The following is a 15,538-nucleotide window of genomic DNA, read 5'->3' as shown; positions in this document are numbered from 1 at the left end:
CGGTTCACCTAGACCGCGTACGCCTCCAGTTCGTTGACCCGTACGTAGGTCTGCTGATGGTTCGGCCCGCTCCGGCCAAGAATCCGGACGATCCGCGTCGTCCGAGCGGAGAAGTTCACGGTGACGGCCAACTGGGTGTTGCCGGTCACCGAGGCCACCGTCACGTAGGTGACGCCGTTCCACACCTGCACGTCGAAGTCGCGGATCGGATAACCCTCACTGGTATAGACGACCACCCTTCGGATCGTCCGGTTGACGCCGAAGTCGGCCTGTACCCACTCGGGGTTCCCCGGCGGCCACGTCCCGAGCGCGTTGGCCCAGCTGTAAGCGCCACCGAGCCGGGTGTCCCGATTGCAGTCGGTCACCCGCCCGGGCGCGTAGCCCGAGTAGGTGCTGGACGCCGAAGCGATCGCGCCGCAGGCGAAGTTGTCGGTGCCGGTACCACCGTCGCCACCCTGGCTGCACAGGTTGAAGCGGACCCGTCCGGTGTCGTACTCGCGGTAGGTCGACTCGGAGAACAGCACCGCCGCGCTACCGCCGTCGTCGTCCCGTTCCTGCGACGTCACCGTCGTGCTGATCGATCCGCCGCCCTGGACCGGAATGCTGATCGTACTGCTGACCGTGTCGCCGCCGTCCAGTTCGTACCACTGGTAGCCCAGCACCTCGCCCCAGACAGCCCGGTCCCAGGTCGTGATGAACACGTTCGAGTTCTGCCACGAGTCGATGTGCTTCCGCTTCACCTTCGGGAACAGGTAGTTCTTGACCTGAATCCCGGTGCTGGTGACCACCAACAGCCGCATCTCCCGCTTGCCCTCGAAGAGCCCGCCGAACGAGTTCTTGTCCGGCACCCGCCACCGCTGGAGATACTCCTCACCCTGATTGTTGCGCAGGCCGGTCGGGCTGCAGACGGCCATCGGCTGGGCCTGCGGCGCCTCAACAGCTCCGGCGGCGGGGACGTTCTGATCGAACCGCTCGGCCTCCTTGCCGTCCGCCTCCTTCTCCTCGGGCACCTCACGGAGGTGTACCGGCGGGCCGCCAAGGGTGATCCGCTCGTTGACCGAGAGCACCCAGACCTCGTTGGTCTCTACGTACGCTTCGTTGATCGGGGTGGCCAGGATCTCGACGTTGCCGTACTGGTCCACCCGGTAACCCGTGGCCGAGGTCGCCGCCTCGTCCGCAGGGGCCACCGCCAGCGTCACACTCGACGTCGGAATGATGACCTCATCGAGGTTCGGGATGTAGACCTGCGGGTCGTACGCGTATCCGTTGATGCTCTGGAACTGCGCCACGGCGTTCTTCAACGCCAGCCAGTTCGAAGCGTTCGGGTTGACGATGCGGCTCTCCTCGGCCTCCCGAATCACGGTGGACCAGAGGGCGTTGGTGTCGCCGTCGAACTGGCGGGCTGCGGCATTGCGGACCAGCGTGCGCACCTGCGTGTCGGCAGCTACGGACAGCACCGGGTTCAGCAGATTCTGCAGCCGGGAATGAATCTGGACCTCGAGTGTGGGCGGCAGTGCGGCCGCTGGCGCGGCCGGCTTCGATTCGGCCTGGGCGGGACTGGCTACGGTCGTGGCCACCAGCGCCACGCCGAGGAGTGCCACCAGGGCCGGTATTGCTGACCAGCCTGTCCGGCCGGGGATGCGAACAGCCATCCTCACGGTCTCCCCCTTCTGGGAACCTCATCAGCCGCACGGCGTAGGGCGCGCCGGCGTGCCGTTCCAGATGATGGCCCTGCCGGACACCGCCCGCCTCAAATCCTGAACGCCGCTGAACACCGTTGAACACCGTTGCTCGGGACGGCGTCCGGGCCGCGGCCCCCATCGATCGTCCTGATGCGATCGGGACTGACCAATGGGCGAGAAGGTATCTCGCCGTACCGGCAGGATTGCGTAGTGTCATGGCGGCGTTCGCAGCGAGTGGTGGCCGGCTCGGTGTGGGCACCGGGACCTACCTGCGGAGGTCTTGACACATGACGCAAGAGCCATCCCCGGTCACGGACCTGGACCTCGGCACGGCGGCCTCGACCGAGCAGGTGGCCCAGTTGCTCCGTCAGCTACGCCGCCGTCAGGCCCGCCAGTGCGGCCGGTCCGAGCTCACCTACCGCGAACTGGCCGCCCGGACCGGCTGGTCGATCGGTACGCTCGCCGGCTACTTCGGTGGCCGGATCCTGCCGCCGACAGACCGCTTCGACGTCCTGGTCAGCCTGCTCGGCGCGACGCCGGCCGAACGCGGCCCCCTCGCCACCGCTCGGGACCGCGCACACGAGAACCGTCGGCGCCCCAAGCGGACCCTGGACTCCCCGGTACCGCGACAGCTCCCGATGGCCTGCTTCCCGTTCGCCGGCCGCAGCCGGGAGCTGGCTGAACTGGACGATCTGGTCCGGTGCCGGGCCGGCCGGACCCGGTCGGCCGAACCCGGCCCGAGCGGGACCGTCGCCGTGCTGTCGGGCAGCGCCGGAGTCGGTAAGACGTCCCTCGCCGTCCACTGGGCCCACCGGGTGGCCGACCGTTTCCCGGACGGCCACTTCTTCGTGAGCCTTCGGGGGTTCGACCCCCACCGGCCACCGGTCAGCCCGACCGAGGTGGTGCGGGACCTGCTCGCCGCGCTGGGGGTGACCGCGCGGACCATGCCACCGAGTGACGCCGCGCAGGTGGGCCTGTACCGCAGCCTTGTCTCCGGCCGGCGAATGCTGATCGTTCTGGACGACGCGCGCGACGTCGACCAGGTCCGACCGCTGCTGCCCGGTTCGGCCGACTGCTTCACTCTGGTGACCAGCCGGGATCAGCTGACCGGCCTGGTGACCGTGGAGGGAGCGCACCACGTCGTACTCGACGTGCTGCCGGTCGGCGAGGCGCGCGACCTGCTGGCCCGCCGGCTGGGCGACCGGCGGGTTGCGGCCGAGCCGGAGACCGTCGACGAGCTGATCCACCGCTGCGCCCGGCTGCCGTTGGCCCTGGCCGTCGTGGCGGCTCGGGCGAGCGCCCGACCGGGCTTCGCGCTGTCGACGCTCGCCGAGGAACTCCGCGACGCCCAGGACACCCTCGACCCGTTCACCGGGGAGACGGGCTCGGCCGACCCGCGAGCGGCCTTCGCCGGCTCGTACCGTCGGCTTCGCCCGGCGGCGGCGGAGCTGTTCCGGCGCGTCGGCGGCCATCCCGGCCCGGACCTCACTGCAGCGGTCGCGGCGAGCCTCACCGGCGTCGCCGTCCCGGCGGTACGGTCCGCGCTGGCCGAACTAACCCGTGCGCACCTGCTCGTCGAGCATCTGCCCGGCCGGTACACGATGCACGACCTGCTGCGGATCTTCGCCACCGAACAGGCCCGCCGGGTCGACAGCCAGGCGATCCGGCGAGCAGCGGTTCGCCGCGGCCTGGACCACTACCTGAGCACGGCGTATGCGGCGGCTGTGCGGCTCTACCCCGCCGACGACCCGATCACGCTGGTGCCGACCGCGCCGGACGTCACCCCGGAGCGGCTGACCGACCGGGACCAGGCCCTACGCTGGCTGGAAAGCGAGCATCGGGTGCTCGTTGGCGCGGTGGAGCAGGCCGCCGCCCACGGCTTCGCCCGGCACGCCTGGCAGCTGGCCTGGACGCTCGCCTCCTACCTCGACTGGCGCGGGCACTGGCCGGATCTGGCCGCCGTACAGGGCGTAGCGCTGGTCGCCGCGACCCGGGCCGGCGACCAGCTCGGACAGGTACACGCCCGCCGCCTGCTGGCGCGGGCGGAGAACCGGCTCGGTGCGTACGGCAAGGCCCGCGCTCATCTGGCGGCAGCGATCGAGCTGTGCCAGCGACTCGGCTACCCGGCGGTCGAGGCCCGCTGCCACCTCAACCTGTCGCTGACCCTGGAGTTGTGCGGCCGGTATCCGGCGGCCTTGGAGCACGCGCGGCGGGCGCTGGATCTGTTCCGGGCGGCGGGCCACCGTCCCGGGTACGCCTCGTCGCTGGGCATCGTCGGCTGGTACCACGCCCAGCTCGGCGAGTACCACCGCGCCCTCGACCACTGCCGCCGCGCGGTGGCGTTGCAGTCCGAGCTCGGCGGCCACCACGAATCGCCATACACCCTGGACAGCCTCGGCTTCGCCTACCACAAGCTCGGCCGGTATGCCGAGGCCGCTTCGACCTACCAGCGGGCCGTCGAGCTTTACCAGGAGGTCGGCGACCGCTACAACGAGGCTGACACGCTGGTGCACCTCGGCGACTGCCAGCAGCTGGCCGGGGCCGGCGAGGCCGCGCTGGCCGCCTGGCGACAGGCGCTGGACATCTTCGACGACCTGCGCCACCCGGCCGCGTCCGGCCTCCGGGAGCGTTGCCAGGCATCCGCCGCCGTCGAGCCCACCGCCCCGCGACGGCCGCCGCTGGTGATCCACTCCTCCACGGCCGCCCCGGGCCACTGATCCAGCGACGTCCACGGTTGCTGCCTTGCTCGCCGGGCGAGAGCCTTGCCGGGCGGAACGACCGCGAGTTGGGCCGGGCCATCGGGCGGATGCTGCACCTGGACGACCCGGATCGGCTCGACCTGCTGGCCCGCGCCATCGCCGCCTGACAGCCTGGCATCAGGCCAGGTCGTACCCCACCACCGCTCGATGGACGCATGGTTCACCGCGCCGAGGCCGCAGTTTTACCTGATCAGGCGGCGTCAGCCTTCGGGTTGAACTTCACATCCAGCTTCCGGTCGAGGGCACGGGCGAGACGTTCGAGGACCGCCAAGGTCGGCACGGTGCCGCCAGCTTCGAAGCGGGCTACCGCCGACTGCGTCATGCTTGCGGCCCGAGCCAACTGACTCTGGCTCCAGCCATTGCGCTCCCGGAGGTGCCGCACCTCCTGACCGAGCTCGAAAGCTAGGCGGGTCGCCTCGTATGCCTCCGCCACACCGGGCTCGGCCATCCGGCGTTCCCGCAGGTCATTCCAGTCCACTCGATCATTCATACTCTGCCCCCTCGACCACGGTGTGCCGTTCAGCCAAGCAACGCTCGAGCGCCCGGCGAGCTCGCTCAACCTCACGGTCCTCTCGCATCGTGGTCTTCCGGAACGCCGTCAGCAGGATGATCCTCCGACACGCTACCCCAGGCCATAGCACTGATGCTATAAGCAGAGTTCACCGTTGTCCGCCCAATCCTCAGGCAACCGCAGTTTTCAGGTTGCCGGGCGACACCCGTCCCGCGATCGAAGCGTCGAGAACGGAACTCCGACAATCCCGGGTGGGCACTGAGCAGGCGTCAGCGCAGGTCAGGCGCGGCGGTCGTCGCCGGCGCGCAGTGCTCGCAGCAGTTGCACCGCCGAGCGGGTCCGCTCGTACCGCACCTCATGTCCTTCCCGCCGGGACACCACGAGGCCGGCGCGGCGCAGCCGCCCCAGGTGGTACGAGGCGGTCGCCGGACTGATCCGGTGTCGCGCCGCCAGTTCGGTGGTGGTCAGCGGCATGTTCAGGTCGGTCAGGAGCGCGGCGCGCCGGGCGCCGAGCATGCCGGTCTTCTCGTCGACCGGGGCGGGCCGCGACCATACCTGGCCCCGCCCCCGCGCCGGGTAGCCGACCATGACCAGGCCGGGTGCGCCGAGATACACCGCTGGGCGGGGCAGGAACGCCGACGGGGACAGGATGAGCCCCTGCGCCGCGTCGAGGGACAGGTCGGCGGGCGAGTCGAGGGTGAGCTGACGGCCGTCCCAGGTGAGCCTCGGGTCGAGGGTACGGACGATGTCGGCGAGCCCGGTCCGGGTGGCCCGGGTGGCGCGGTGGCGGACATCGTCGTCGAGCACCCGGTGCAGGGTCGGCCACAGGTCGGCCTGCGTGTGCCGCCAGAAGCGGGCGAGCTGGTCGACGACGCGGGTGAGCAGCGCCGTCTCGCCACGTCGGGCGAGGAGATCGGCGACCGTGGCCGGCAGTGGGGGCCGCGGGTCGCGTCCGGTCGGGCTGCGCTCCAGCAGGTCCGGCGGGGGTGGGCCGATCCGGAACGCCGTCCGCAGTTGCCGGTGGACGTCCTCGGCGGTGGTGGCCGCCACGGCGGCGAGTTCCGCGTCGAGGGTGGGCTGGTAGCTGCCGGGCAGCGGGGACAGGAAGTCGGGAATGTACCCGGTGGCGGCGTTGACCAGCGCGAACAGCACGTCGACCGAGTCGGGGTCGAGGGCTCGCCGGGCGTGGGTCACCCAGTCGCGGGCGTACGGTGCCCGCTCGGGGTGGGCGAGCACCTCCAGGGCGTTGGTGACCTCCGCCAGCCGCGACAGCGCGAACCGTGACCGGACGAGCCGGTCCGCGTCGACGTGCAGGGTCAGCACAGCGCCAACATTAGAAGCCTCTCGAATGCTTGGCACCCGCCCTCGCCCCGCTGATCTGCTGGCAACTTCAGGGAAGAAGCGGCCTCCCGCCGCGACGAAGGGACACCTTCCCTGAAGTTGCCACCAGCCGGTCGTCGTACGCGACCGTGGACGAAGGAGGGCTCTGTGTCGTACCAGAATGGATCGGTGGGGCGGCGGACGCTGCTGCTCGGGGCGGCGGCGGTGGGCGGCGCGGTCCTCACCGCCCCGCCCGCGCAGGGCCGACCCGCGCAGGCCCCGCCCGCGCAAGGCCGACCCGCGCAGGCCCGCACCGCAGCGACCCGACCCGCGCAGGTCCAGCCCGAGCGGCCGGCTGTCCGGTCGGTGGGTTGCTTCGAGGTTCTCGCGCTGCGCGACGCCGCCGGCCCGTTCTTCCTCACCTACGACGACGCCTTCTCCGGGGCGTCGGAGCGGGACTGGGCGGCGGCGCGGCGCATCGACCCGGCCGCGTTCGGGCCGGACCGGGCGTGGCACCTGGACTTCCGCTGCTACGCCATCCGCCGTCCCGGCGACCGGTACACGCTGGTGGACACCGGCATCGGGCCGGAGGGCAGCCCGGCCGCGGCGTGGGCACCCGTGCCGGGGGCCCTACCGCACCTGCTGGCCAGCAGCGGCATCGACCTACGGCAGGTGGACACGGTGGTGCTGACGCACCTGCACGAGGACCACGCCGGCTGGACGGTCACGGCCCAGGGGGTGCCGATGTTCCCCAACGCGCGGTACGTGGTGCAGCAGCGCGAGATCGACGCGCTGGAAGCGGCCGGCAGCGAGATGCTGGGGTACGTGGTGCGACCGTTGCGGGCGGCGGGGCGACTGCACCCGGTGGACGGTGCGGTGGTGCTGAACGGCGACCCCGCCCGCCGCAGCCCGGCCGCCCGCCACGGCGATCTCATCCGGGTGGTGCCCACCCCCGGCCACACGCCGGGACACCAGTCGGTGCTGGTGGAGGGGGGTCGCCACGACCAGGTGGTGGTCACCGGCGACGTGCTCGTCCACGCCGTCCAACTCGCCGCCCCGGATGTCGCCTACCGGTACGAGGCGGACCAGGACCTGGCCCGGCTGACCCGTCACCGCCTGCTCGACGCGGCCCGCCGCGAGCGCGCGGTGCTCGCCACCGCGCACCTCAACCGCCCCTTCGTCGCACTCCGCTGAGCAACAGACTTATCGGTGGTTGTGGAAGTCTTTCCACGGGTGGGATGCTCCCCCGCGTGCGGAGCATCACCAAGCGCGATCTGTCCCGGGACGAGATCGCCGGTCTGCTGCGGCAGGCCCTGGGGGCGCAGGTCGAGCTGCGCGACGTCATGGAGTTCACGGACGGCTACTTCAACGCCACGTACGGGGTGACCCTCGCCGACGGTCGCGAGCTGGTGATGAAGGTCGCGCCTTCGCCGGAGCTGCCGCTGCTGCGGTACGAGGTCGAGTTGATGCGTACCGAGGTGGAGTTCTACCGGCGGGCGGCGGAGGTCGGGCTGCCGCTGCCGGCGCTGCGCGCCGCGGACCCGGATGTCGGGTACCTCATCGTGGACCGGTTACGTGGCGAGTCGTTCGAAACCGCCAAGGAGGCGATGAGCCCGGCGCAGGTGACGGCGCTGCGCCACCAGATCGGCGCGCTCGCGGCCCGGTTGAACACGGTGACCGGGCAGCTTTTCGGCTATCCGCGCCGGGACGGGCGTACCCGTTCGGCGAGCTGGCGGACGTCGTTCCTGGCCATCATCGACGACATCCTCGCCGATGCCGTGACCTACGACCGGGAGTTGCCGGCACCGGCGGAGACGATCGGCCGGCTCATCCACCGGCACGCCGACCTGCTCGACGAGGTGACCCGCCCGGCACTGGTCCACTTCGACCTGTGGGACGGCAACATCTTCGTCCAGCCGGACGGCGACGGCTTCGCCGTCGAGGGGATCATCGACGGCGAGCGGGCCTTCTACGGTGACCCGCTCGCCGAGCTGGTGTCGCTGGCGCTCTTCATCGACCCGGCGGAGGTGCCCGGTCTGCTTCCCGGTTACCTGGGCCGGGATCACCTCACCGACGCGGAACACGGTCGGCTGCGGCTGTACCAGATGTACCTGGACCTGATCCTGCTCACCGAGGACGCCACCCGCTGCTATCCGGTGGAGGAGTACGCGCCGATCCGACAGCAGGCCAGCGCCCACCTGGAGACGGCGCTGTCCTGCCTCGACGGGTCGACGCGGCGGGTCAGCTGACGGTCGGGTGGACCGACCGGCGGCGGGTCAGCTTCCGGGTCGGGGTGGGTTGGCCGGCGGCAGGTCTGCGGTGCAGCTGCTGATCCGCGCCGCCGCGATCCGTCCACCCACGGCGAGGCCGTGCTGCTCGACGGCGGCGAGGCCGTAGGTGCTGCAGGTGGGGACGTACCGGCACTGCCCCGGCCAGCGGGGGGAGAGCCACCGGCGGTACCCGAGAATGGCCGCCCGGCCGGCGCTGTCGGCGAGCCGTGGCGGGACGACCTGCGCGAGGGTGGCACCGGCCAGCAGCAGGGTGGTGAACAGGGAGCAGTCGCAGGCGGACAGGCCGTCGCAGCCGGCGTCACGACAGGAGCCCCGCTTCTTCCGGCGGCTTTTCGCCATCATCATGGCGACATCTTCGGCTACCCGCGCCACCCGACGGCCGGGGCCCTACCTCAGCCGTCCAGGTACGCGAGCACCGCCAACACCCGCCGGTTGTCGTCCCCCGACTGCGGTAGTCCCAGTTTGCTGAAGATGTTGTTGATGTGCTTGCTGACCGCCTTCTCGGTCACGAAGAGCCGCCCGGCGATCGCCGCGTTCGACCGACCCTGCGCCATCAGTCCCAGCACCTCCCGCTCCCGGGCGGTGAGCACCCCCAGCCGGTCCGCGCCCGCGTTACGCGCCAGCAACTGCGACACCACGTCCGGGTCCATCACCATGCCGCCGTCGGCGACACGGCGGACCGCGTCGACGAACTGCCCCACGTTCGACACCCGGTCCTTGAGCAGGTATCCGACTCCGCCGCCCCGGTCGGCGAGCAACTCGCGCGCGTACAACTGCTCGACGTGCTGCGACAGCACCAGGACCGGCAGGCCGGGCAGCTGTTGACGGGCGGCGAGCGCCGCCTGCAGGCCCTCGTCGGTGAAGGTGGGCGGCAGCCGTACGTCGAGCACCGCCACGTCGGGCCGGTGCCGGATCAGCGCCGGCAGCACCGACGGCCCGTCGGCGACGGCCTCGACGACCTGGCAGCCGTACGCGTCGAGGAGGCGGGTCAACCCGTCCCGGAGGAGGGCGAGATCCTCGGCGATGACAACGCGCACGGCAGCTCCATGGTGACGACGGTCGGTCCGCCGGGCGGACTCGTGACGGTCATCGTGCCATCGAAGGCCGCCAGCCGGCGGCGCACACCCGCCAGCCCGCTTCCCCCGCCGACCGTGGCCCCGCCCCGCCCATCGTCACCGACCTCCGCCCGAAGCCGTCCCGCCGAGTGGGTCAGCCGGATCCAGGCCCGTCCGGCACCGCTGTGCTTGACCACATTCGTCAGCAGCTCGGCCACCGCGAAGTACACCGCGGACTCGACCGCCGCCGGCGGGCCACCGGGCAGCTCCACCTCGAGCTCCACGGGCAGGGCGACGGTCAGGGCGAGGGCCCGCACCGCGCCGTCGAGGCCGCGTTCGGCGAGCACCGGTGGGTAGATCCCGCGTACGAGATCACGGAGCTCGACCAGGGCCTGACCGCTGGCCTCCTGTGCCTCGCTGAGCAGCCGCGCCGCCCGCGCCGGGTCGTCGGCCATGAGTTCCTCGGCGAGGCCGATGCTCATCCGCAGCGCCACCAGCCGGGCCTGCGCCCCGTCGTGCAGGTCACGTTCGATGCGCCGCAGCTCGGCGGCCTGGGTGTCGATGGTGTCGGCGCGGGTGGCGGCGAGGTGCCGTACCCGCAACGCCAGCTCCTGCGCCCGGGTCGGGGCGAGGAAGTAGGCGGCGACCCGGAAGTGCGCCCGCACCAGCCACGGCGCAACGGTCAGCCCGCCGAGCAGGAGCAGCCACCCCTGCGGTGCGGAAAGCCAGGCCTGCGCGAGGTTCTCCATCGGCCAGAAGACGCCGTAGCCGTACCAGTCGAGGAGGGAGTACAGCAGCACCGGCACCAGCAGGACGCCTTCGACGCCGTACGCCTGCATCCCGGCCGCCAGCAGGCAGAGCAGGCCGGTGACCGTGCCGGGAAGCAGCCAGGCCAGGTCCCGCCAGGTCGCCGCGTCGGAGATCACCCACCGGAACCACCGCCAGGTGCCGAGGCGGACGCCGGTCGGCATCGGTTGGTACGGCGACGCGATCGGCGTCGGGCTCCACCGGCTCAGCCGGCGCTGCCCCCACAGTGCCCAGCGCACCAGCATGGTCACCGCCGGGAAGAGCACGATCCCGATGCCGAGCACCGGGACCAGCGCCAGCGACACCACCGACAGCACGAACAGCGCCACGTTGAGGGTCAGGCAGAGTGACGCCACGACGATGCCCTGCACCGCGGCGAGCACGCCGGGTCGCATCCATCGCCACATCCGGGCCGGTACGGAGCTGTCCACGACGCTCATTCTCCGGCACCGGCGCGGCCGGATCGGTGGTGCTGTCACCACCTCGGGTACGGGAGCAGGCATTCCTGACCGTGGGCGGTGGCCGACCGAGGATCGAAGGCATGATCACCGAGAGAACCGTGCTGACGCCGGGACGCCGCAGCAAGTACGCGCTGCTGCTCCTCTGGCTCCTCCTGGTCGTCGCCGCCGGGCCGCTGGCCGCCAAGCTGACCGAGGCGCAGGAGAACGACACCCTCGGCGCGCTGCCGACCAGCGCCGAGACCAGCCGGGCGATCCAGCGGACGCAGCAGGCGTTCCCGCAGTCGCATGATCCACACGCGGTCGCCGTCGCCGTCTATCTGCGCGAAAGCGGGATCACCGACGCCGACCGGGCCAGGGTCGAGGCCGACCGGGCGAAGTTCTCCCGGTACGCCGAGGGCGGCCAGGTGCCCCCACCGGCGCCCAGCGAGGACGGCCAGGCGGTGCTGCTCGCCTTCCCGGTCGCCGGGGACGCGGAGCAGCGCGCTGAGGCGGTCACGGCGGTCAAGGACCACCTGGTCGGCGAGACACCGGCCGGATTGACGACCGTCCTGACCGGCCCGGCCGCCACCGAGAACGACGTCTCCGAGGCGTTCGAGGGCATGGACGGGGCACTGCTACTGGCGACCGCGACAGCCGTGGCGTTGCTGCTGCTCATCACCTACCGCAGCCCGGTGCTGTGGCTGATCCCGCTGATCACGGTCGCGCTGGCCAACCAGCTCGCCAGCGCGGCGGTGTACCTGCTGGCCGAGCACGCCGACCTGGCCGTGGACTTCCAGAGCCAGAGCATCATGACCGTGCTCGTCTTCGGTGTCGGCGTGGACTACGCGCTGCTGCTCATCGCCCGCTACCGGGAGGAGTTGCGCCGGCACGCCGACCGGCACGTGGCGATGGCGGTCGCGCTGCGCCGGTCGTACGGTGCGATCGTCGCTTCGGCTGCCACCGTCGCCCTGAGCCTGCTCTGCCTGCTCGCCGCGGACCTGCCCGCAACCCGGGGGCTCGGTCCGGTCGCGGCGGTGGGGATCGTGGCCGCCTTCCTGGCCATGACCACGTTGCTGCCGGCCGTGCTGGTCATCCTCGGGCGGTGGTTGTTCTGGCCGTTCGTGCCGCGTTACTCACCCGATGCGGCCGGGCTCGACGTGGCGGCCCAGCATGGGTTGTGGCGTCGCATCGCCGCTTTCGTCGGCCGGCGGCCTCGGCCGGTGTGGCTGGGTACGGCAGCGGTGCTGGTGGTCCTCTGCTTCGGCATCGGCAACCTGAGCATCGGCCTGCCCGGGGAGAAGACCTTCACCACCGAGGTCGGCTCGATCACCGGCCAGCGGATCATCGAGGCGCACTATCCGAGCGGTACTGTCGCCCCGGCAGAGATCCTCGCCACCGCCGCTACCGCCGACCAGGTGAGCGCCGCTGCGCGTACCGTGCCGGGGGTGGCCGAGGTGGGCGCGGCGGAACTGTCGCCGGACGACCGGTGGGTACGCTTCGCCGCGGTCCTGGCCGACTCGCCGGACAGCGACGCGGCGCTGGCCACCGTGCAGCGGCTGCGCGACACGCTGCACACCGTTCCGCAGGCGCAGGCGCTCGTCGGCGGAGACACGGCGTACCTGCTCGACGAGGAGCGGACGATCGACCGGGACAATCGCACGGTGGTGCCGCTGGTCCTGGCGGTGGTCTTCGCCATCCTGGTGCTGCTGCTGCGTGCGCTGGTCGCGCCGTTGCTGCTGCTGGCCAGCGTGCTGCTGTCCTACGTGGCCGCGCTGGGGGTGGCCGGGCTGATCCTCGACGCGATGGGCTATCCGGAGCTCTTCGTCGCCACCCCGTTGCAGATGTTCCTGTTCCTGGTGGCGCTCGGCGTCGACTACACCATTTTCCTCGCCACCCGGGCTCGGGAGGAGACCGTGCGGCTCGGCCACCGGCAGGGTGTGCTGCACGCGCTGACCGTCACCGGTGGCGTGATCACCAGCGCGGGTGTGGTGCTGGCTGCCACGTTCGCCGCGCTCGGCGTACTGCCGATGGTGCCGACGGTGCAGATGGCGGTCATCCTCAGCGTCGGTGTGCTGCTCGACACGTTCCTGGTGCGCAGCCTGCTCGTCCCGGCGCTGACGCTGGACCTGGGCCGCCGCACCTGGTGGCCGAGCGCCCTGGCCAAACCGGCACCACGGCCGGCGCCGACCGACACGGGTGGCGTCGGATCGGGCGGGGACCGGACTGTGCGGGTGGCTGCGATGCTTGATCATCGACCTCGATCCGTCCGGGGGTTGTTTGATCGATGATCGTGTGCAAAGGATACGAGGGACAGCGGACGCCCGGGGCGGCGGGTACGGATCCACGACATCCGGCCACGCCTGCCCCGGGCGAGTCCCTGACCTATGAGGAGGTTTCGTGGCACGACGCCGCTTCGCGGGGATAGCAGCCAGCGCCATCGTCCTACCGTTACTCGTCATCGCCGCGCCGTCTCCGGCCTCGGCCACCACGGAAGCCGCGACCGTGAAGCCGGTGCCGGCGCCGGCCACCGGGGTCGCCAGCGATGTCCGCGAGCTGAGCCGCAAGGACTTCACCTTCAACGGGCAGCGCCTGGAGGCGCCCACCCGGTACCAGCCCCGCACCCAGGCCCGGTCGAAGGCGGCGGCCGAGACGCCGCCGGTCGGTACGGTGCGGCAGTGGCTCGCCCTGGACGACTACCAGGGTGTGATCTACCTGAAGGACTACACGCTGCGCGGCGTGGGCGACAACATCGAGGTGTGGGTCGCCAACGACACGGAGTTCCCTGAGGGCGACTGCCGCCGGCAGATCCCGAACTCGACGGTCGTCACCGACGAGCAGGTCGCGCACCTGGTCAACGAGTTCGACACCAACATGTACCCGAAGTCGACGGCCGCCTTCAGCACCCCGCCGGAGCGGGACGGCAGCAACGCGCAGATCGACGGGGACTTCACCGGCGCCGGCAACCGGACCGTCACCCTCGTCGACAACGTACGCGACGACAACTTCTACGACTTCCCGGCCGCCCCCAGCTACGTCGCCGGTTTCCACTTCTCGCTCTTCAACGAGCTGCTCGACCGCAACATCATGACGGTCGACGCGTTCGACTGGGCGCACCGCACCGGCGTCAACCCGCCGAACGAGCCGACCGACGACCTGTGCACCAGCCGGCCGGCCCGCCCGAACCTGTACGAGGCCACGTTCATCCACGAGTGGCAGCACCTGGCGCACTACTACGCCGACCCGTTCGAGACGGTCTGGCTGAACGAGGGTCTCTCCGACTTCGTGCAGACGCTCGCCGGGTACGTCGACGCCAGGGCCCGGGTCGACCAGCCCGGCACGGACAGCCACATCCACTGCTTCCAGGGCTTCGGCATCGTCCAGACGGACTACAACACGAATCCACGCGACTGCGGCGGCCCAGAGAATTCGATCAACTTGTGGAACGAGGGCAAGACCTCCAGCGGGGTGCTCGCCGACTACGGCAACGCCTACTCGTTCATCCTGTTCCTGTACGACCGCTACGGCCTGGACTTCATCTCACGGCTGCACCGCGACGGCGAGCGTCAGGGCTTCGCCAGCCTTGAGGCGGCGTTGAAGGCCGAAGGCGTCAAGGACATGTACAAGGTGATCCACGACTACCAGACGATGAACCTGGTGGACCGGATCGTCGGCAACTCCAAGCTGGGCGTCACGCTCGGGGTGGACAAGCGTCGGGTCACCTCGCCCAGCCTGAACGCCACGGTGAACCTGGTCAACCCCGCCTCGTACGAGACTGCCGGCGCGGCACCCAACGGTGCCGACTACGTCCTGCTGCAGAAGGCCAACGGCAAGCCACTGAGTCGGGGTGACCTGCGCTCGATCAAGTTCCAGGGCGCGAAGACGCTGCCGGCGGTTCCGTTGGCCTGGCAGGTCGTCAGCAACGACCCGGACCGCAGCGGTAACCCGGTGCTGTGGTCCGGCAACGGCAACAGCCTGGACGTCGCCGCAGTCACCGAGGTGTCCGTGCCGGCCGCCGACCCGACGCTGACCTTCCTGGCGAAGTACGGCGCCGAGGCCGGCTACGACTACGGCTACGTCAGTGTCTCCACCGACGGCGGCAAGACCTACACCGTCATCCCCGGTGAGGAGACGGTCGCCGGTCCGCTCGGCCCGGCGCTGAACGGCACCACCGAGGGCTTCGAGCCGCACTCGTTCGACCTGTCCGCGTACGCCGGGCAGGACGTGCTGGTCAGCTTCCGGTACGTCAGCGACGGCGGGGTCAACGAGGGCGGTCTGCTGATCGACGACGTCGCGGTCGGCGGCACGCTGGTCAGCGACGGTTCGAGCCTGGAGCCGTTCGACTCGCCGTCGGAGCTCAACCCGACGCCGGTGGCGAACTGGAACCTCCGGTTCGTCGGCATCGACGAGAAGCTCAAGCTGGCCTACCAGGTCGAGGTCGACGGCAAGTCCGGCTTCACCCTCGGTCTGATCCAGACGGCGTTGCTGACCGCCTTCCCGAAGGTGGTCGCCATCGTCGCCTACGACGAGCCGACCGAGCAGGTCACGCAGTACGCGCCGTACACCCTGACGGTGAACAACGTGGTCCAGCCCGGCGGCGCGCCGCTGAGCTGACCTGAGCAGGAACTCCCGGTGTCGCGCTCGCGGCACCGGGAGTTCGCTGTTTCCTGGCGAAG

12 protein-coding genes are annotated in these 15,538 nt (G+C 71.0%); 6 read left to right on the top strand and 6 right to left on the bottom strand.

The genetic code is table 11. The annotated features are described in order from the left end of the window. Positions 1-8 precede the first annotated feature (8 nt). Positions 9-1,652, bottom strand: coding sequence for a discoidin domain-containing protein (locus Vlu01_RS02100; RefSeq protein ID WP_203992117.1), 1,644 nt, complete (start codon positions 1,650-1,652; stop codon positions 9-11). Between the two features lie 317 nt (positions 1,653-1,969). On the opposite strand from Vlu01_RS02100, the gene Vlu01_RS02095 reads away from it, so the two are divergent. Together Vlu01_RS02095 and Vlu01_RS27710 are read left to right on the top strand one after the other, a co-directional pair. Next, positions 1,970-4,399 carry an ATP-binding protein gene (locus tag Vlu01_RS02095; RefSeq protein ID WP_203992114.1) on the top strand — a complete coding sequence of 810 codons (2,430 nt, stop codon included), beginning with the start codon at positions 1,970-1,972 and terminating at the stop codon, positions 4,397-4,399. 17 nt (positions 4,400-4,416) lie between these two features. After that, entirely contained in the window at positions 4,417-4,548 is a 132-nt protein-coding gene (locus Vlu01_RS27710) for a hypothetical protein (protein ID WP_275409217.1), read from the top strand. An 83-nt stretch (positions 4,549-4,631) separates the two neighbouring features. Here the strand turns inward: Vlu01_RS27710 and Vlu01_RS02090 are convergent, their stop codons facing one another. Both Vlu01_RS02090 and Vlu01_RS02085 read right to left on the bottom strand, forming a co-directional pair. Then, entirely contained in the window at positions 4,632-4,919 is a 288-nt protein-coding gene (locus Vlu01_RS02090; protein WP_239095641.1) for a helix-turn-helix domain-containing protein, read from the bottom strand. Positions 4,920-5,231: 312 nt separating this feature from the next. Then, positions 5,232-6,275: a DUF5937 family protein gene (locus Vlu01_RS02085; RefSeq protein WP_203992108.1), complete on the bottom strand. Its 1,044-nt coding sequence runs from the start codon at positions 6,273-6,275 to the stop codon at positions 5,232-5,234. 165 nt (positions 6,276-6,440) lie between these two features. Between Vlu01_RS02085 and Vlu01_RS02080 the strand changes: the two genes are divergently transcribed. Together Vlu01_RS02080 and Vlu01_RS02075 are read left to right on the top strand one after the other, a co-directional pair. Beyond that, on the top strand, positions 6,441-7,466 hold the full coding sequence (locus Vlu01_RS02080) for an MBL fold metallo-hydrolase (RefSeq protein ID WP_239095640.1): 1,026 nt from the start codon (positions 6,441-6,443) through the stop codon (positions 7,464-7,466). A 56-nt stretch (positions 7,467-7,522) separates the two neighbouring features. Next, on the top strand, positions 7,523-8,521 hold the full coding sequence (locus tag Vlu01_RS02075; protein WP_203992105.1) for a phosphotransferase family protein: 999 nt from the start codon (positions 7,523-7,525) through the stop codon (positions 8,519-8,521). Positions 8,522-8,548: 27 nt separating this feature from the next. Here Vlu01_RS02075 and yidD read toward each other — a convergent pair whose 3' ends face one another. The 3 genes from yidD to Vlu01_RS02060 are packed head-to-tail and all read right to left on the bottom strand — an operon-like array spanning position 8,549 to position 10,856. Then, complete coding sequence (yidD, locus tag Vlu01_RS02070; RefSeq protein ID WP_203992102.1) at positions 8,549-8,908, bottom strand: membrane protein insertion efficiency factor YidD; 360 nt, start codon at positions 8,906-8,908, stop codon at positions 8,549-8,551. A 47-nt stretch (positions 8,909-8,955) separates the two neighbouring features. Beyond that, entirely contained in the window at positions 8,956-9,600 is a 645-nt protein-coding gene (locus Vlu01_RS02065) for a LuxR C-terminal-related transcriptional regulator (protein WP_203992099.1), read from the bottom strand. Next, positions 9,552-10,856: a sensor histidine kinase gene (locus Vlu01_RS02060; protein ID WP_239095639.1), complete on the bottom strand. Its 1,305-nt coding sequence runs from the start codon at positions 10,854-10,856 to the stop codon at positions 9,552-9,554. Before Vlu01_RS02060 ends, Vlu01_RS02065 begins: the two co-directional genes overlap by 49 nt. 110 nt (positions 10,857-10,966) lie before the next feature. Here Vlu01_RS02060 and Vlu01_RS02055 point away from each other — a divergent pair, with 110 nt between their 5' ends. Together Vlu01_RS02055 and Vlu01_RS02050 are read left to right on the top strand one after the other, a co-directional pair. Then, complete coding sequence (locus Vlu01_RS02055) at positions 10,967-13,153, top strand: MMPL family transporter (RefSeq protein ID WP_203992096.1); 2,187 nt, start codon at positions 10,967-10,969, stop codon at positions 13,151-13,153. 109 nt (positions 13,154-13,262) lie between these two features. Continuing rightward, positions 13,263-15,476 carry a choice-of-anchor J domain-containing protein gene (locus Vlu01_RS02050; RefSeq protein WP_239095638.1) on the top strand — a complete coding sequence of 738 codons (2,214 nt, stop codon included), beginning with the start codon at positions 13,263-13,265 and terminating at the stop codon, positions 15,474-15,476. Positions 15,477-15,538: the final 62 nt, after the last annotated feature.

Source organism: Micromonospora lutea, assembly GCF_016863535.1.
GTDB classification, from domain to species: domain Bacteria; phylum Actinomycetota; class Actinomycetes; order Mycobacteriales; family Micromonosporaceae; genus Micromonospora; species Micromonospora lutea.
The sequence above is the reverse complement of the archived record's forward strand: the minus strand, read 5'-3'. Positions and strand labels throughout refer to the sequence as shown.